This is a genomic window from Novosphingobium sp. CF614 (assembly GCF_900113255.1).
GTDB lineage: Bacteria > Pseudomonadota > Alphaproteobacteria > Sphingomonadales > Sphingomonadaceae > Novosphingobium.
Map to the genome: position 1 here is coordinate 22,075 of NZ_FOOR01000012.1, position 16,548 is coordinate 38,622.

Genomic DNA, 16,548 nt, shown 5'->3' on the forward strand with positions numbered 1-16,548 from the left:
CGGCCACCTGGAAACCGGGCGCAGATGTCGCGGACGCCCGGTTTCCCAGGGTTTCCCATGGAATGCGATCCGGGGTCAGACACCTCCGCGATTTCGGCAACTGTCCTGGATTTTCTTGGTGCAGACGGGATAGTCCTTGTTCATCGCGGCCGCCGGCGGCGCGGTCATGGCACCCTTGTACGGGCCACCCTGATAGCTCTCGTCGGCCGGCATCGCCGGGCTGACGTCCTGACTGGCGACCTGGGGATCGGGAGCGCCGGCCGCCGGCGCGCCCTCGCCCGCCGGGTTGGCCTGGCTCATGGGCGGCGGCGCCTGACCCTTGAGTTGCTGCAGCACCGAGTTCCACGCCAGCTCCTGCTGCGCCGGGCTCATCTTGGAGATCTGGCCGCGCTGGTCGGCCGTAAGCGCCCAGTAACCTTCCTGCCGCTCGGGAGTCAGCGTCCAGAAGTAGACTTTGTACTCATTGGGCCAGGCCTCGTAATCGGCCTGACGGGCCGCGGGCCAGGCGTCGTGGATTGCCTGCTGGTTGGGGCTCAGCATCGGCTTGTCGGCCGGAGCGGGCGCCTGCTGCGCGGTGCCGGGCTGCGCGGTTTGCGAGCTGTCGGTGGAGGGCGGGCCGTTCTGGTCGGTCGATGGGGTCGAGGTTTCCGGTTGCATCGCCATGTCGCCCCCCGTGCCGGCGGCGTCCTGGGCAACCAGCGCGGCAGGCATGGAACACAGGGCAAGCACGGCCGCGCCCGCGAGCATCATATTGCGCATATTCTCTCTCCGTCACGAAATTCTTCATCGAAGGGACGAACGGCGCCGCGCATTGTTTCCGCGCTTGCGACGAAGCGGCCTTGCGTCGCGATGCGCCGTTCCCTAGTTGTTCGCGGGTGAACAATCCGCAAGCCCCCATGCAAATGCTCTGGTCCGCCGGTGCCGAGGATGCCCTGATCGCAGGCCTCAACGCGCCGCAGCGCGAAGCCGTACTGACGACCGAGGGCCCGGTGCTGATGCTGGCGGGCGCCGGCACCGGCAAGACCGCCGCGCTCACCGCGCGGCTCGCCCACCTGATCCGCAGCCGTCTCGCGTGGCCGAGCGAGATCCTGTGCGTCACTTTCACCAACAGGGCCGCGCGCGAAATGCGCGAGCGGGTCGGCCAGCTGATCGGCCCGGCGGTGGAAGGCATGCCCTGGCTCGGCACCTTCCATTCCGTCGCCGCGAAGATGCTCAGGCGCCACGCGGAACTCGTCGGCCTGCAATCGAACTACACGATCATCGATACCGACGATCAGCTGCGCCTGCTCAAGCAGCTGATCCAGGCCGAGGGCCTTGACGAGAAGCGCTGGCCCGCCCGCCAGCTGGCCGGCTGCATCGATCGCTGGAAGAACCGCGGCCTCAATCCGGACAACCTCGACGCCGGGGAGAACGAGGCTTATGCCAACGGCCAGGGGCGCAAGTTCTACCAGCTGTACCAGGATCGGTTGAAGGCCCTCAACGCCTGCGATTTCGGCGATTTGCTGCTCCACATGCTCAACGTGCTGCGCACCGATCGCGACGTGCTCGATCACTACCAGCAGCGCTTCAAGTACGTCATGGTGGACGAGTATCAGGACACCAACCAGGTCCAGTACCTGTGGCTGCGGCTGATCGCGCAAAAGCGCCAGAACATCTGCGTGGTGGGAGACGACGATCAGTCGATCTATTCATGGCGCGGTGCGGAAGTCGCCAATATCCTGCGGTTCGAAAAGGATTTTCCGGGCGCCCGGGTAATCAGGCTGGAACAGAACTACCGCTCCACGCCGCAGATCCTCGCCGCCGCCTCGGGGCTCATCAGCGAGAACAGCCAGCGCCTCGGCAAGACGCTCTGGACCGAACGCCATCCCGGCGACAAAGTGCGCGTCATCGGCGTCTGGGATGCGACCGAGGAGGCACGGCGCGTCGGCGACGAGATCGAGCGGCTCGAGCGCGAAGGCGCCCCGCTCGACCAGATGGCCATCCTGGTGCGCGCCCAGTACCAGACCCGCGAATTCGAAGACCGGTTCATCAGTATCGGCCTCAAGTATCGGATTATCGGCGGTTTCCGCTTCTACGAACGTGCCGAGGTGCGCGATGCCCTGGCCTACCTGCGGGTCATTGCCCAGCCCGCCGACGATCTTGCCTTCGAGCGGATCTACAACGCACCCAAGCGCGGCCTGGGGGCCAAGGCGCTGGAGAAGCTGCACCAGCTCGCCCGGCGCCAGTCGATCCCGCTGGCGGCGGCGGCGATCGAGATCGCCGACAGCGACGAACTGCCGGCCCGCGCGCGCAACACCTTCCTGGCGCTGATGCGCGACTTCGCCCGCTGGCGCGATCTGGAGAAGAACGAAAGCCCGGCGAACCTGCTGCGCACGGTTCTCGACGAAAGCGGCTACACCGATGCCTTGCAGGCGGAAAAGACCGCCGAGGCCGCCGGGCGCCTGGAGAACCTCGCCGAACTGGCGCGCGCCATGGAGGAATACGAAAGCCTCGGCGATTTCCTGGAACACGTCAGCCTGGTCATGGACAACGACGCGGCCGCCAATGAGGAAAAAGTCACCATCATGACGATGCACGCGGCCAAGGGGCTGGAATTCGACCATGTGTTCCTCCCCGGTTGGGAGGAAGGCGTATTCCCCTCGCAGCGCTCGCTCGACGAGGGTGGGCTCGCCAGCCTTGAGGAGGAGCGGCGCCTTGCCTACGTCGCCATCACCCGTGCGCGGCGCAAGTGCACGATCCTGCATGCGGCGAACCGGCGGATCTACGGCCAATGGACGAGTTCGATCCCATCGCGCTTCACCGCCGAACTGCCCGGCGATCACGTGGAGAGCGAAACCACGCTGTCAGGCGGCGCCTCGCTGTGGCGCGCACAGTGGTCTGAACATGCCGATCCCTTCGCCGAAGTCGCCCGCGCCCAGCCCGCCCGCACGATGACGCGCGGCCCGGGCTGGCAGCGCGCGGCGGCAAGGGAATATGACCCGGCCCCGCGCCGCATCGCCGAAACCACCCGCAGCGCGGCCAGCTTCGCCGCTAAACCACGGCCGGACGTCGCCGTGGGCGCGCGCGTGTTCCACGAGAAGTTCGGCTATGGCACCATCGCCGCGCAGGAAGGCAACAAGCTGGAGATCGACTTCGAAATTTCCGGGCGCAAGCGGGTGATCGACAGCTTCGTGAAAGTGGCGGACTGAACCGCAGCCGCCCCCCAGGACGATCAAGATCAAGCGATCAGATCAGGCCGGGCACCAGCCGTGAGCGCACGCTGTCCGCATAGCGGCGGTAGGCGGGATCCTTGAGCAGGACCTTCTCCTCCTCGTCGGTACGCATCCACAGCAGGATCCAGCACAGCGCGATCACCGCTACGTTCCAGGGCGAGCAGAACAGCAGCAGATAGCCGATGTGATTGACGATGTAGCCGGAATACATCGGATGACGCACGAAGCGGTAAAGGCCGCTGCTCTTCACCCCCCGGTTCGCGGCCACCAGGCCGAAACTGCGCCGCAGCGACAGCTTGGCAAGGATGGACAGCGCCACGCCGCCGGTTATCAGGGCGGTCGAAACCAGGTCCGGCGCCAGTTGCTGGCCGATCGGCAGAACCAGGAGCGAAGAGCTGGTCCCGGCAAAGCCCAGCAGCACCGGGCGCAGTTCAGTCGCCACGTCGCCCGGGCGTTGCAGGACGATCAGCACCACGCCCAGCAGTTCCGCCGTCAGGAAGACGATGACTTGCGGGTGCTGCGGAATGACCGGCACCATGCGGCTGACGATCAGCCAGGCCAGAACCACCAGGAACGTGCATTCGGTATAGTGAATAAGACGTTGAGCCATCGTTGTCCCGCCCAAAAGTGCTCGCGGTCGCCCGAACGGCAACGCTCTGCTTCCACTACGCGGCGGCGGTAAACATGATGTTAGCGCATCCTCGCCCCGTGCGCGTTCAGGCCGCCTGCTGGGCCCCGAAGGCATATTGCACTTGCGCCGCATCCAGGCGCGCGATAGTCGCCACGTCGCGACAGGTTCCCCGCAAGGGGATCAAAAGGGAACCCGGGTGAAAGCCCCGGGGCTGCCCCTGCAACTGTAAGCGGCGAGCCATCCGGCCATTTCGCCATTGGAACCCCATCGGGTTCCGAGAAGGCGGCCGGACCGGCATTGACCCGCGAGCCAGGAGACCTGCCTGACGCGGTCGTTCTTCATCCGGGCAGGGTGCACCGGGTGTTCGAGGGCCCTGCCTCAAGCAGGGTCATCCCTCGCGCAACGACAGCCACGCCTTGCCGGAAAACCCGTGCGAGGGGCGTCATGTCGTGCCCGGCCACCGGCGTGCGGATGCGTTCCTTCGGTGCGGGCAACCGGCGGGCATTACGCCGTTTGCCCGAAGGGACAGCATCAGTGCCCCGTACCGCCCATTTCGCCGGCGCCATCCCCGAAACTGCCTCCCGCGATGAGGGCGTGATCCGGTTCGCGGATCGCGCCGCGTTCGCAGCCGCGCTCGCCGCCCTGCCCCTGCCCGACGAAGCCGCCATCGCCACGGCCCGCGCGCGTCAGGCCGCGCTGACGAAACCCGCCGGCTCGCTGGGCAGGCTGGAGGACATCGCCGTGTTCATGGCCGGCTGGCAGCGCACGCCCCGGCCCCGCATCGAGCGGGTCCGCGCGGCGATCTTCGCCGGAAAACACGGCGTTGCCGCGCGCGGCGTCAGTGCCTTTCCCGTCGAGGTGACGGCCCAGATGGTCGCCAACTTCCGATCCGGCGGCGCGGCGATCAATGCGCTGGCGCGTTGCTGCGGGGCCGAGCTGTCGATAGTCCCGCTCGATCTGGATCGCCCCACCGGCGACATCGCCGAGGCACCCGCCATGCGAGAAGAGGACTGCCTCGCCGCGCTGAACGCGGGGGCGGCCGCGGTCGCCGCCGATACGCAGTTGCTGTTCGTCGGCGAAATGGGGATCGGCAACACCACGCCGGCCGCGGCGCTATGCGCCGCCGCGTTCGGCGGCGATGCCGCGGCGTGGTGCGGCAAGGGCAGCGGGATCGACGCGGAAGGCGCGGCGCGCAAGGTGCTGGCGGTGGAACAGGCGCTCGCCCTGCACGGCCCGTTCCGCCACGATGCCTTCGAGACCCTGCGACGCCTGGGCGGGCGCGAGATCGCGGCGACGGCGGGGGCGATCCTGGCCGCGCGGCAGATGCGCGTTCCGGTCCTGCTCGATGGCTTCATCGTCTGCGCCGCGATCGCCCCGCTGGTGGCGGCAAGCCCCGGCTTCACGGATCACTGCCTGGCCGCCCATTGCTCCGCCGAAGCCGGGCATGCGCGGCTGCTGGCCCGCTTCGGACTGGAGCCCCTGCTGCGGCTGGACATGCGCCTGGGCGAAGGGTCGGGGGCGGCTGTGGCGGTCCATCTCGTGCGCGCCGCCCTTGCCGCGCACGACGAAATGGCGACTTTCGCCGAAGCGGCGGTGGCGGGAGCGCTGTGACCGGGTTCATCATCCACCTCCTGCGCCATGGCCCGCCGCTGCGGAGCGGCCTGATGCTCGGCCATACCGACCTGCCGCCGCTCGACGCGCGGTGCCTGGCCCTGTCGGCCCGTGTCCGCTCGCTCGCGGTGGAGCGGATCGTGACTTCCGACCTGAGCCGGGCAGCGCATTCCGGCGAGTACCTCGCCCGGGAAACCCGGCTGCCGCTCCGCCGCGATCCACGCTGGCGCGAACTGGACTTCGGCGCGTGGGACGGCCTTGCCCCGGAAGCGCTCGACAAAGGCGCGCTGTCCCGCTTCTGGGCCGATCCCGACGCCAATCCGCCGCCGGACGGCGAGAGCTGGACCGGCCTGCGCGCACGCATCGCAGAGGCGCTGGCCGACCTGACCGGGCCCGTTCTGGTGGTCACGCATGCCGGAGCGATGCGCGCGGCGCTGTCCGTGCTCACCGGGCTCGATCACCGGGGCGTCTGGGCGCTGGACTTGCCCTATCACGCCTTGCTGAGCCTGCGGGTCTGGCCGGGATCGCCGATGACGGGGCAAGTCGTCGGCCTCGCTGCCGGGGCGCCGGGATGAAGGCGTTGCTGCTCGCCTTGGGTTTCATGACCCGGCTGCCGCTTCCCCCGGTCGCGGCGGACGCGCGGGACTTCGCGCGCGCCATCCGCTGGTTTCCGGCGGCGGGAGCCGTGGTGGGCCTGGGCGTGGCGGGAGCGGCCTGGGCGGGGTTCCGCCACGATCCCTGGGCGGGTGCCCTCCTGGGCCTGGCGACCTGGACCCGGATCACCGGCGCCCTGCACCTCGACGGACTGGGCGACGTCGCCGACGCGGCGGGAGCGGCCCATGGCGACCCGCAGCGCCTGTCGTCGGTACTGGCGGACCCGCATATCGGCAGCTTCGGAGTGACGGCGATCGGCCTGCAACTGATCGCCAAGCTGGTCCTGCTGCGCCTCGCGCTCGATGCCATTCCGATCGCGGTGCTGATCGCGGTGCCGGTGGCGGCGAGAATCGGACCGCTGGTCTGGACCCTTACGCTGCCGCCGCTGCACCAGGGCATGGGCAGCACCTTTGGCGCCGGGGCGAACTGGCCGGTGAGCGGAGCCTGGCTGCTCGTGCTGGGCGCCCTGGCATGGGCCCTCGATCCAGCGATCCTGCTCGCCGTTCCGGCCATCGCCTTGTGGAGCCTGTGGCTGCGCCGGCGGATCGGGGGCATTTCGGGCGACGGGCACGGCGCGGGCATAGAATTGGTCGAAACCGCCATGCTCGCCGCGCTGGTGTTTGCCCGATGAACGGCGATCTCGCCTTTCACGGCGGCCGTCTCAGCGATGCCCGTGCCCGGTTCGGTGGCCGCTGCGTCGACTGGCTGGATCTCTCCACCGGCATCAATCCGAACCCGTGGCCCCGCGCCGAAACGATCCGTCCGGACTGGCGCGCGCTGCCCGATCCGCGCGCGCTGCGGAGCCTGGAAGAAACGGCGGCGGCGTTCTTCGGCGGCGATCCGGCGCGGTGCTGCGCGGTTCCCGGAAGCGAATCGGGCCTGCGCGCGCTCGCCCGCATCCTGGACCTGCCGGGCCGCCATCCCGTGCTCTGCTACGGCACGCACGCGGGGGCCTTCCTGCATGCGGAGGCGGTTTCGGGGTCGCTGGACGGGCCTGCGACCCCATCGGTACTGGTCCTTGCCAGCCCCAGCAACCCGGACGGCCGCCTGACCTCCCGCGACGACCTCCTGGCCGCGCTCGACCGGCAAGAGAGCAGCGGCGGCTGGCTGATCGTCGACGAAGCCTTTGCCGACTGCCACGCCGGGTGGAGCATTGCCGACCAGGTCGCGGACGACCGGCGGCTCATCGTCACGCGATCCTTCGGCAAGTTCTTCGGGCTGGCGGGGGTCCGGCTCGGCTTCGTGCTGGCGCCCCGGTCGCTGCTGGCCGATCTGCGGAAATTGCAGGGCGAGTGGCCCGTCTGTTCAGCCGCCCTGGCGTTCGCGGCCGCCGCTTATGCCGACACGGAATGGATCGCGGCGACCCGGGCCGCCCTGCCGGCAGCGGCGGCGCATCTCGATGCGGTGCTGATCCGGCACGGATTGCGGCCGGAAGGGGCCTGCCCGCTGTTCCGGCTGGTCGAAACGGACACGGCGCCCCGCCTGTTCGCCGCGCTGGCACGGCAACACGTCCTCACTCGCCCCTTCGCCGATCACCCACGGCTGCTGCGCTTCGGGCTTCCCGCCGACGCGCAACAGCTGACGCGACTGGACGCGGCACTCGGCCAGGCGATGCGCCATGGTTGAACCGATCGGTCTCGCCGCCCTGGCGCTGGACGCGGCGGCGGGTTGGCCAAGCTGGCTCCACCGCCGGATCGGCCACCCCGTCGGCACCTTCGCGAGGATCATCGGCGCTTGCGAGACCGGCTGGAATCGACCGACACGGCCGGCCGCATGCCGCCGGTTACTGGGCGCGGCGACGGTGGCCTTGCTGGTGCTGGCAAGTGGCGGCATGGCACTGATCGCCGAACTCGTCATTCGCGCGCTCGCGGGGCAATGGGCATGGCCATTCCTCGCCATCGCTGCATGGCCCGCGCTCGCCCAGCGGAGTCTCTACCAGCATTACATGCCCGTCATGGACGCTCTCGAGCGCGGCGACCTGACGGCCGCCCGCGAAGCGGTGGGCCTGATCGTGGGCCGCGACACCGCCGATCTCGACGAGCGCGGCATCGCCCGGGCGGCCATCGAAAGCCTGGCCGAGAGCTTTTGCGACGGCATCGTCGCCCCGCTCTTCTGGCTGCTCGTGCTCGGATTGCCCGGGGCGTGGATCTACAAGGCGATCAATACCGCCGACAGCCTGATCGGCCATCCCGAAGAGCCGCTGCGCGCCTTCGGCTGGGCGGCTGCCCGCAGCGACGACGTGCTGAACCTGATCCCGGCGCGATCGAGCGCGGTCCTGATCTGCCTGGCCGGCGCGGGCGGATGGCGCGCCATGCTGCGCGACCACGCCCGCCATGCCTCGCCCAATGCCGGCTGGCCCGAGGCGGCGATGGCGGGAGCCCTCGGCGTCCGCCTCGCCGGGCCGGCCAGCTACGACGGTCTCCTCGTCGACAAGCCGTGGATCGGCGATGGGCCCGACGCAGACCTGGCCGCGATGCGCCGCGCCGCCGGGGTCTATTTGCGGGCTTGCGCTTTGGCCTGGATGCTGGCTGGACGATGGGCATGGCTGGCGTGATGCTGCAAGGAACCGGTTCGGATGTCGGCAAGTCGGTGCTGGTGGCCGGGCTGTGCCGGGCGCTTGCCGATCGCGGCCTTCGCGTGCTGCCGTTCAAGCCGCAAAACATGTCGAACAACGCGGCCGTCACCGTGGACGGCGGCGAGATCGGGCGCGCCCAGGCGCTCCAGGCCCTGGCCGCGCGTGCCGAGCCGCATACCGACATGAACCCGGTGCTGCTCAAGCCGCAGGCGGACCATACATCGCAGCTCATCGTGCATGGCAGGGTGCGCGGCACGCTGGGCTCCGCGAACTTTCGCGAGGGCCGCCGGGGCCTGATGCCCGAAGTGCTGGAAAGCTGGCATCGCCTGTCCGCCCGGTGCGATCTCGTAATCGTCGAGGGCGCGGGTTCCCCGGCGGAGATCAACTTGCGCGAAGGCGATATCGCCAACATGGGCTTTGCCTGCGCCGCGCAAGTGCCGGTCGTGCTGGTCGGCGATATCGACCGGGGCGGTGTGATCGCCTCGCTGGTGGGGACCCGCGCGGTGATCGATCCGGCCGACGCGGCGATGATCCGGGGGTTCATCGTCAACAAGTTCCGCGGCGATCCGGCGCTGTTCGCCGATGGCTACGTGGCCATCGAAGCACGAACCGGATGGCGCGGCTTCGGGCTCGTCCCGTGGCTGGGTGCGGTCGCCCGCCTGCCCAGCGAAGACGCGGTGATCCTCGAACGCGGGCCCGGCACCGACACCGGCAGGACGCTGGTCGCCTGTCCGATGCTGCCGCGCATCGCCAATTTCGACGATCTCGATCCGCTGAAGGCGGAACCCGGCGTGCAGGTCGTCATGGTTCCGCCGGGCCGGCCGATACCGGTCGAGGCCGCTTTGGTGGTCCTGCCCGGATCGAAGGCGACGATCGCCGACCTGGCCTTTTTGCGCGAGCAGGGCTGGGACATCGACATCCTGGCCCATCACCGGCGCGGCGGCGCGATCCTGGGCATCTGCGGGGGCTACCAGATGCTGGGCCGAACGATCGCCGATCCGCTGGGAATCGAAGGTCCGCCGGGCGAAGTCGCCGGGCTCGGTCTTCTCGATGGCGAAACCGTGCTGGGCCCGGACAAAGCCTTGCGCCGGGTTCGCGGAACGGCGCTGAACGCATCCTTCGATGGCTACGAAATGCACATGGGCGAAACCCGGCACGCATCGGGCACCGGGCCGTTCGCCGTCCTCGACGGCGGCAGGCCGGACGGCGCCGTTGCCGCCGACGGACGCCTGATGGGAACTTATTGCCACGGCCTGCTGGCATCGGGCGACCTGCGCCGCGCGCTACTGGCCAGGATCGGCGTGCAAAGCGACGCGGGCGATCACGGCGCCATCGTCGATGCGGCGCTGGACGAACTGGCGGCCGGGCTGGAGCGCCATCTCGATATCGACGCGCTGCTGGCGCTTGCCTCCGGGGTATGCGCGTGAGCGCGCTGTTCGTCATCGGCGGGGCGCGATCGGGCAAGAGCCGTCATGCGCAGGATCGCATGGAGGCGCTGCCCGGCAAGCTGGCGTTCGTTGCCACCGCCCAGGCCTTCGACGCGGAAATGGCTGACCGCATCGCCCGCCACCGGGCGGACCGCGGTGCACGATGGAAAACGTTCGAGGCCCCGATCGAACTGCCCGCCATGATCGACCGGGCCGCGCGCGGTGCCGACGCCGTGCTGGTGGACTGCCTTACGCTTTGGCTATCGAACCTGATGCTGGCCGGCTGCGACGTGGCGGCCGCGACTCGGGCGCTGATCGAAGCCCTGGGGCGATGTCCCGTGCCGCTGGTCCTGGTCGCGAATGAAGTCGGCATGGGGATCGTGCCCGAAAACGCCCTCGCCCGCAGGTTTCGCGACGAAGCCGGGCGCCTCAATCAACGCATCGCGGCGATCGCCGCGGAAGTGGTGTTCGTCGCCGCTGGCCTGCCGCTGGCGCTGAAACACCCCTCTGCTCAGGGTTCGCCCGTGCCCCATAGCTGATTCTCGGCCACGAAGCCCTTGTGACCGTCGGCGTCGAACTGGCACCAGCCCGTCTGGCAATCCCCCAGCAGACCCACGACGCCGGGTTCCAGCCGCCACAGCAGGCGCGACGATTCGCTGCCCTGGGCGTGCATTTCGACCAGTTCACCGCCTTTCACGATCGCCGAGCGCTGGCGTGAGAGGAGCAAGTCGCGCATCCAGCCCTTGTCGCCGTCCGGATCCTCGATCTGCCGCCACGGTCCCTCGCGGCGGAGCACTTTCACCGGCAGGTGCATGCGGCGATAGACCCAGTCGATCCTGTACGATTCGTCCGGCCCCACGCGCATGTTGGCGACCTCCGCATCGATCGAGGCCCAATAGGGAACCTTTTCGTCATCGGCGGCCCTGGCCGGCGCGGCAAGCGCGCAGAGGGCGAGCAACGGCAGCATAAACGCAGTGCGGTTCATGCCCGATCCTTACCGCGCCGTGCGCAAAGGCATCAAGGCTCCTTGACCCGGACCCTGTGGACGGCATAGCCGAAGATCATGATGGCCCCGCCAAGCGACACTTCCTCCCTTCCGCACCCTCCCCGGCCCCGTGTGGTGGTCACGCGCCGCCTGCTGCCCGGGATCGAGGCGCGCATGACGGAACTGTTCGACACGACGCTCAATCCCGCCGACACGCCGATGACGCGCGAACAGCTGCTTGCCGCGATGCGCGAATGCGACGTGCTGGTGCCGACGGTGACCGACGCGATCGACGCCGAAATGCTGGCACAGGCCGGCGAGCGGCTTGGCCTGATCGCCAGTTTCGGCGCGGGGACGGAACATATCGACGTGGCCGCGGCCCGCGCGCGGCGCATCATCGTCACCAACACGCCGGGAGTCTTCACCGACGATACCGCGGACCTGACCCTGGCGCTCATCATCCTGGTCTCGCGCCGTTTCAGCGAGAACGCCAGGATCCTGCACGAAGGCAAATGGCAAGGCTGGGCGCCGTCGGCCATGCTGGGCCATTCGCTGATGGGCAAGACGCTGGGCATCGTGGGCATGGGGCGCATCGGCCAGGCGGTGGCGCACCGGGCCAAGGCCTTCGGCATGGAGATCCGCTACCACAACCGCCATCGCCTGCCCGGCGCGCTCGAGAACATGTTTTCCGCCCGCTACGAGCCGGACCTCGATGTGCTGGCGGCCGAGGCCGACATCCTGACGCTGCACTGCCCGGCCGGGCCCGCCACCGTGCACCTTGTCGACGCGCGGCGCCTGTCGCTGATGAAGCCCAGTGCCTGCGTGGTGAACACCGGGCGCGGCCAATTGATCGACGAGCAGGCGCTGATCGCCGCGCTGTCCGAAGGGCGGATCGCCGGCGCCGGGCTCGATGTATTCATGAACGAGCCGCGCATCGATCCGCGGCTGCTGGCGCTGCCGGGCCTCGTCGCGATGCCGCACCTGGGCAGCGCGACTTACGAGGGGCGCGGCGCCGCCGGCGAACGGATCATCACCAATATCCGCTTCTGGGTTGACGGTCACCGCCCGCCGGACCAGGTGCTGCCCGACTTGCCCTGATCTTCCCGCCGCGTTTCCTGGCGTCGGCGCCGATGCGGGTAAGTTCAGGCAACCGCTTGTCTAGAGGCGATTTCCTGCTCTAAGTCGATCCCAGGAGGATCGCGGCGCCAGGCGCGGCCCGAAGGGGGATTGAGTCGATGACCAAGCAGCTCCTGCTGCCGATCGCCGCCATGCTCGCGCTGCTCCCGGGAACGGCGCTGGCGCAGGACGGCCGGGTCGACGTGGCCAATAGCGGCGACACCGCATGGTTGCTGGCCGCATCGGCGCTGGTCACGCTGGTTGCCCTGCCCGGCCTGTCGTTGTTCCAGGGCGGCATGGTGCGCGCCAGGAACTTTCTTTCGGTTCTGGTCCAGTGCGGCGCGATCGTGGCGGCGGCCTCGATCGCGTGGGTCATCGTCGGCTACACCGTGAGCTTCGGCGATGTCGGCAATGGCTGGCTGGGCAGCGGCAATGCCTGGATGCTGATTACGCTGGGCAACGTGCGGGAAGGCACGGCGATTCCCGAAAGCGCCTTCGTGCTGTTCCAGATGGCTTTCGCCGTGGCCGCGCCCGCGCTGATGGCCGGCGCCTGGGCCGAACGGGCACGGTTCGGCTGGGTCATCACTTTTTGCATGCTATGGAGCCTGGTCGTCTACGCGCCGGTGGCCCACTGGATCTGGGGCGGCGGCTGGCTTGCCGCCAGCGTCGGCACGGTCGACTGGGCCGGCGGCATCGTCGTTCACGCCACGGCCGGCGTCTCGGCGCTGGTCGCCGCGATCATGCTGGGCGAGCGCAAGGGCTTTCTCCAGACGCCGATGCCGCCGCACAGTCCCGCACTGACGATGGCGGGCGCCGCGCTGCTGTGGGTCGGCTGGTTCGGCTTCAGCGGTGGTTCGGCGCTGGCCGCCAACGACGATGCCGCCGCCGCGATCATCGCCACGCACGTGGCGGCGGCGGCGGCCGCGTTGACCTGGCTGGCGATCGAGCGCCTGACGGCCGGCAAGCCCACCGGCATGGGTTTCGCCAGGGGCGCGATCGCGGGCCTTGTCATCGTGACCCCGGCGGCCGGCTTCATCTCGCCCGGCTCCGCGATCCTGTTCGGCGCGGCCGGCGCGGCGGCCTGCTTCTTCGCGATCCGGCTGGTGAAACGCAAACTGCGCATCGACGATTCGCTCGATGTCTTCGCCGTCCACGGCGTGGGCGGCATGCTCGGCGCGGTGCTGACCGGGATCTTCATGTCCGAAAGCCTGGGCGGCACCGGTTACGGCGAACGCATGAACATGGTGGCGCAGATCGTCGCGCAGATCATCGGCGTGGGCGTGGTCGCGGTATGGTCGGTGATCGCCACGGCGATCCTGGCCCTGATGGCCTCGATACTCTTCCCCATGCGCGTTTCCGAGGATGCCGAGCGCGAGGGCCTCGACATCACCAGCCATGGCGGGCGCGCCGGGGAATTCGATTGACAGGAAACCCGCGGCGGCGGGAAATGGGGCGATGAAGGACTATTCCCGGCTGTTCGCGCGCACCATCCGCCACACCTTCGACTTCACCGGCCGCTCGGCGCGCAGCGAATTCCTGGTCTACATCGTGCTGTCGCAGGTCATGGTCGTGCTGGTGGGCTGGCCGGTGGGCTGGTTCGCGCCGGAGGAGACCGAGGGCTGGGTTCGCTTCGCGATCCAGTTCGCGACGGTAATTCCGGCCTTTGCGCTGGTGGTGCGGCGACTTCACGATTTCGGCCGCGACGGGCGATGGAGCCTGATCCTGCTGGCGGTGGCGCTGCGCACGTTCGCGCTCGACCTGCTAGGCCTCATTGCCGGCTGGAGTGCACGCAGCATGGTCGAAAGCCCGCTCGCCTACGTGGACTGGCTGCTGTTTCCGCCTTTCCTGCTGCTTTACCTGCTCCTGCTGGCGGCACCGGGAACGAAGGGCGGCAATCGCTATGGCTCCGATCCGCGCGAGGCGCCGGCTTCGGACGGCAAGACGGCGGGCCCGGACGGTTCCGGGCCGGCCGCTCAGGACATCGGCGGGTTCATACCAAATCTCTTTGAGCGCGACTCCATCTCCCCCTAGCCTTCGTCGCCCGCGAGGCGGCGAAGGGAAAGGAACAGGAATTCCGATCCGCGAAACCTGGTATCAATCCCCCGTCAGAATCCGGTCGACCAGTTCCTTCACCGTCGGCGTGAAGCCGTTGGAATAGAACGGGTCCTGCTTGAACTGGAAAGCCGCGTGGCCGGCGAACATCAGGTTGTTCTCCACCGAGCCGCCATGGGCGATGTCCTGCAAGGTCTTCTGGATGCAGAAGCTGCGCGGATCGGCGAGGCGGCCGGTGGTGTAGTCGTCATGGTCCTTCCATGACGAGAAACCGCAGTGAGACAGGCAGCCCATGCAATCGGCCTGGTCCTGGCGGATGAGGTCGCGCTCTTCGGGGGAGACGAAGATGATCGTGTCGTCCGGGGTGCGCAGGCCATCGGTGAAGCCCTGCCCCGACCATGAGCGCGCGCGCTCCAGATCCTTGGGCGTGACCCAGAAGTTCTTGCCCTTGATGCCGACATCGAGCCGCACGGTATGCTCGCCGGCTTCGACCTTGGAATAAGGAATCTGGCGCTCCGAACGGGCCTCCAGGTTGCCCAGGAACGGATTGCGCACGGCCGAGGAATAGAAACCCGTCGGCGAAAAGCGATGGAGCAGCACGTCGCCCGGCTCGAGCGTTCGCAGCCTGTCCTTCCATTGCTGCGGGATCGGGCTTTCATGCGTGAGCAGCGGACGCGTGCCGAACTGGAAGGCGATCGCGCCCAGTTCCGCATTGTCGATCCAGTCGTTCCAGTCGCGCAGATACCATACGCCGCCGGCCATGATGATCGGCACCGCGTCCGATATGCCCTCCTTGCGCATGGTGTCGCGCAGCGCCTTGACGCGCGGATAGGGGTCTTCGGGCTTGAGCGGGTCTTCCGCGTTCGACAGGCCGTTATGCCCGCCCGCCAGCCAGGGGTCCTCATAGACCACGGCCGCCATCAGTTCCGAAACCTTGTGATAGGCGCGCTTCCACAAGGCGCGGAAGGCGCGCGCGGAGCTGACAATCGGCAGGTAATTGACGTTGAAGCGGGCCGCGATCTCCGAAAGCTTATAGGGCATGCCCGCGCCGCAGGTGACGCCGGTGACGAGACCCCGGGTCTTTTCCAGCACGCCTTCGAGCACCGCCTGCGCCCCGCCCATCTCCCACAGCACGTTGATGTTGATCGCGCCCTTGCCGCTGGCGATGTCATAGGCGCGGCGCACCTGCTCGACAGCGCCGTCGACCGCGTAGCGGATCAGTTCCTCGTGCCGTTCCTTGCGGGTCAGCGCGTTGTAGATCTGCGGGATGATCTTGCCTTCCGAGTCGTAGCTGTCGGCATTGACCGCGCTCACGGTGCCGATCCCGCCCGCCGCCGCCCAGGCGCCCGAACTCATGTGGTTCGTGGCGGATACACCCTTGCCACCCTCGATCAGCGGCCAGACTTCGCGACCGCCGTAGACTATCGGCTTGAGACCCTTGAAAACCATATTCTCTTTCGTCTTTCCCTTGGCGTTACGCGCGGCCCCGCGATCAATCGTTCCTTTTCGGCGTATCGCCCGACATGCGACAAGGAGTGATGCTCGCTGGCGCCGGCCGCACCCCTGTGGCCTCGAACTGCGCATAATACCCCTGCAGTTCCGGCTTACGAACAAATTCCGTCAAACGAAAGCCCACCGCGCCCAATTCGCAGAAGAGAAGTGCCGGCGGAATGCCGTGCATGTCGGTCGGACGATCGACGTCCACCACGATCACCCGTCCGCCCGGGCGCAGCGCCGGACGCAGGCGCCACAGGAACGCATAGGGTTCCGACACTTCGTGATACATGTGGACCAGGAAGATGCGATCGAAACTGGCGGGCGGCAGGCTCGGATCGTCCTCGGTGCCGAGCTTGATCGAAACGTTCTCAAGCTGCTCGCGCATGATCCGCGTGCCCAGGCGCTCGGTGGCGGCCGGATTGATGTCCTCGGCCAGCACCCGGCCCTTGGCGCCGACGCGCTGCGCCAGCCGGACCGTGTAGTAGCCCTCGCCCGCGCCGATATCGGCCACGCTCATCCCGGGTTCGATACGCGCGAGGTCCATCACGACATTCGCTTCGTTCATGCTGTCGCGCTGAGATTCGGAAGAAATGGTGTTTTCGGCGGCCCGGGAAACCGGCCGGTCCGCCGTCGGGAAATCGCGGGCGGTTTCGGGTCGCCCGTCGCCGGCGGGCCGCTGCTGGCAGCCGCAGAGCAGCAGGGTCACGGCAGCGGGAATGGCCAGGACGGGGCGGCGGGACGCAAGCATGCGGCCCCTTAGCGCCTTGCCGGGCTCTTGGCAAAATCCA

Annotated in this window: 16 protein-coding genes and 1 riboswitch; of the genes, 11 read left to right on the forward strand and 5 right to left on the reverse strand. The window is 68.5% G+C overall.

Annotated features, from left to right (window positions below; all coding sequences use genetic code 11):
• Positions 1–75: 75 nt before the first annotated feature.
• Positions 76–759, reverse strand: a complete 684-nt coding sequence (locus BM052_RS13370) for a hypothetical protein (protein ID WP_091147683.1) — start codon at positions 757–759, stop codon at positions 76–78.
• A gap of 137 nt (positions 760–896) precedes the next feature.
• On the opposite strand from BM052_RS13370, the gene BM052_RS13375 reads away from it, so the two are divergent.
• The gene (locus BM052_RS13375) at positions 897–3,188 is read left to right on the forward strand and encodes an ATP-dependent helicase (protein WP_091147685.1); all 2,292 of its coding nucleotides are present in this window, start codon (positions 897–899) and stop codon (positions 3,186–3,188) included.
• 37 nt (positions 3,189–3,225) lie between these two features.
• Here the strand turns inward: BM052_RS13375 and BM052_RS13380 are convergent, their stop codons facing one another.
• Positions 3,226–3,822, reverse strand: a complete 597-nt coding sequence (locus BM052_RS13380; protein WP_177198475.1) for a methyltransferase family protein — start codon at positions 3,820–3,822, stop codon at positions 3,226–3,228.
• Positions 3,823–3,988: 166 nt separating this feature from the next.
• Positions 3,989–4,184: riboswitch (cobalamin riboswitch) on the forward strand.
• A 253-nt stretch (positions 4,185–4,437) separates the two neighbouring features.
• Here BM052_RS13380 and cobT point away from each other — a divergent pair.
• From cobT to cobU, 7 genes are read left to right on the forward strand one after another with little or no spacing between them, the layout of a single operon-like run.
• Entirely contained in the window at positions 4,438–5,454 is a 1,017-nt protein-coding gene (gene cobT, locus BM052_RS13385; RefSeq protein ID WP_091147786.1) for a nicotinate-nucleotide--dimethylbenzimidazole phosphoribosyltransferase, read from the forward strand.
• Positions 5,451–6,029 carry a histidine phosphatase family protein gene (locus tag BM052_RS13390; RefSeq protein WP_091147688.1) on the forward strand — a complete coding sequence of 193 codons (579 nt, stop codon included), beginning with the start codon at positions 5,451–5,453 and terminating at the stop codon, positions 6,027–6,029. Before cobT ends, BM052_RS13390 begins: the two co-directional genes overlap by 4 nt.
• On the forward strand, positions 6,026–6,739 hold the full coding sequence (locus BM052_RS13395) for an adenosylcobinamide-GDP ribazoletransferase (protein ID WP_091147690.1): 714 nt from the start codon (positions 6,026–6,028) through the stop codon (positions 6,737–6,739). Before BM052_RS13390 ends, BM052_RS13395 begins: the two co-directional genes overlap by 4 nt.
• Positions 6,736–7,734: an aminotransferase class I/II-fold pyridoxal phosphate-dependent enzyme gene (locus BM052_RS13400; protein ID WP_091147691.1), complete on the forward strand. Its 999-nt coding sequence runs from the start codon at positions 6,736–6,738 to the stop codon at positions 7,732–7,734. Before BM052_RS13395 ends, BM052_RS13400 begins: the two co-directional genes overlap by 4 nt.
• On the forward strand, positions 7,727–8,662 hold the full coding sequence (cbiB, locus tag BM052_RS13405) for an adenosylcobinamide-phosphate synthase CbiB (protein WP_091147693.1): 936 nt from the start codon (positions 7,727–7,729) through the stop codon (positions 8,660–8,662). The genes BM052_RS13400 and cbiB overlap by 8 nt, the downstream gene beginning before the upstream one ends.
• Positions 8,650–10,110: a cobyric acid synthase gene (locus BM052_RS13410; protein WP_091147788.1), complete on the forward strand. Its 1,461-nt coding sequence runs from the start codon at positions 8,650–8,652 to the stop codon at positions 10,108–10,110. The genes cbiB and BM052_RS13410 overlap by 13 nt, the downstream gene beginning before the upstream one ends.
• Positions 10,101–10,649 (forward strand): bifunctional adenosylcobinamide kinase/adenosylcobinamide-phosphate guanylyltransferase, encoded by a 549-nt coding sequence (gene cobU, locus BM052_RS13415; protein ID WP_091147694.1) that lies wholly within the window; start codon positions 10,101–10,103, stop codon positions 10,647–10,649. The genes BM052_RS13410 and cobU overlap by 10 nt, the downstream gene beginning before the upstream one ends.
• Here the strand turns inward: cobU and BM052_RS13420 are convergent.
• Complete coding sequence (locus BM052_RS13420; protein WP_091147696.1) at positions 10,622–11,095, reverse strand: SH3 domain-containing protein; 474 nt, start codon at positions 11,093–11,095, stop codon at positions 10,622–10,624. The two genes, cobU and BM052_RS13420, sit on opposite strands and share 28 nt — an antisense overlap.
• Before the next feature lie 81 nt (positions 11,096–11,176).
• Between BM052_RS13420 and BM052_RS13425 the strand changes: the two genes are divergently transcribed.
• From BM052_RS13425 to BM052_RS13435, 3 genes are all read left to right on the forward strand, one after another.
• Positions 11,177–12,193 (forward strand): 2-hydroxyacid dehydrogenase, encoded by a 1,017-nt coding sequence (locus BM052_RS13425; RefSeq protein WP_091147789.1) that lies wholly within the window; start codon positions 11,177–11,179, stop codon positions 12,191–12,193.
• A gap of 137 nt (positions 12,194–12,330) precedes the next feature.
• The gene (locus tag BM052_RS13430; RefSeq protein WP_091147697.1) at positions 12,331–13,635 is read left to right on the forward strand and encodes an ammonium transporter; all 1,305 of its coding nucleotides are present in this window, start codon (positions 12,331–12,333) and stop codon (positions 13,633–13,635) included.
• A gap of 31 nt (positions 13,636–13,666) precedes the next feature.
• Entirely contained in the window at positions 13,667–14,242 is a 576-nt protein-coding gene (locus BM052_RS13435; protein ID WP_091147699.1) for a DUF805 domain-containing protein, read from the forward strand.
• A gap of 63 nt (positions 14,243–14,305) precedes the next feature.
• Here BM052_RS13435 and BM052_RS13440 read toward each other — a convergent pair whose 3' ends face one another.
• Both BM052_RS13440 and BM052_RS13445 read right to left on the reverse strand, forming a co-directional pair.
• Complete coding sequence (locus tag BM052_RS13440; RefSeq protein ID WP_091147700.1) at positions 14,306–15,712, reverse strand: NAD(P)H-dependent flavin oxidoreductase; 1,407 nt, start codon at positions 15,710–15,712, stop codon at positions 14,306–14,308.
• Between the two features lie 43 nt (positions 15,713–15,755).
• Positions 15,756–16,508, reverse strand: a complete 753-nt coding sequence (locus BM052_RS13445; protein ID WP_091147702.1) for a class I SAM-dependent methyltransferase — start codon at positions 16,506–16,508, stop codon at positions 15,756–15,758.
• Between the last annotated feature and the right edge of the window lie 40 nt (positions 16,509–16,548).

Bases quoted from the DNA above. Each gene is read 5' to 3' on its own strand.
- BM052_RS13410 (WP_091147788.1), top strand. From the start codon at position 8,650: ATGGCTGGCGTGATGCTGCAAGGAACCGGTTCGGATGTCGGCAAGTCG.
- cobU (WP_091147694.1), top strand. From the start codon at position 10,101: ATGCGCGTGAGCGCGCTGTTCGTCATCGGCGGGGCGCGATCGGGCAAG.
- BM052_RS13440 (WP_091147700.1), bottom strand. From the start codon at position 15,712: ATGGTTTTCAAGGGTCTCAAGCCGATAGTCTACGGCGGTCGCGAAGTC.
- BM052_RS13420 (WP_091147696.1), bottom strand. From the start codon at position 11,095: ATGAACCGCACTGCGTTTATGCTGCCGTTGCTCGCCCTCTGCGCGCTT.
- BM052_RS13400 (WP_091147691.1), top strand. From the start codon at position 6,736: ATGAACGGCGATCTCGCCTTTCACGGCGGCCGTCTCAGCGATGCCCGT.
- BM052_RS13425 (WP_091147789.1), top strand. From the start codon at position 11,177: ATGGCCCCGCCAAGCGACACTTCCTCCCTTCCGCACCCTCCCCGGCCC.
- cbiB (WP_091147693.1), top strand. From the start codon at position 7,727: ATGGTTGAACCGATCGGTCTCGCCGCCCTGGCGCTGGACGCGGCGGCG.
- BM052_RS13435 (WP_091147699.1), top strand. From the start codon at position 13,667: ATGAAGGACTATTCCCGGCTGTTCGCGCGCACCATCCGCCACACCTTC.
- BM052_RS13370 (WP_091147683.1), bottom strand. From the start codon at position 759: ATGCGCAATATGATGCTCGCGGGCGCGGCCGTGCTTGCCCTGTGTTCC.
- BM052_RS13445 (WP_091147702.1), bottom strand. From the start codon at position 16,508: ATGCTTGCGTCCCGCCGCCCCGTCCTGGCCATTCCCGCTGCCGTGACC.
- BM052_RS13430 (WP_091147697.1), top strand. From the start codon at position 12,331: ATGACCAAGCAGCTCCTGCTGCCGATCGCCGCCATGCTCGCGCTGCTC.
- BM052_RS13375 (WP_091147685.1), top strand. From the start codon at position 897: ATGCAAATGCTCTGGTCCGCCGGTGCCGAGGATGCCCTGATCGCAGGC.
- BM052_RS13395 (WP_091147690.1), top strand. From the start codon at position 6,026: ATGAAGGCGTTGCTGCTCGCCTTGGGTTTCATGACCCGGCTGCCGCTT.
- BM052_RS13380 (WP_177198475.1), bottom strand. From the start codon at position 3,822: ATGGCTCAACGTCTTATTCACTATACCGAATGCACGTTCCTGGTGGTT.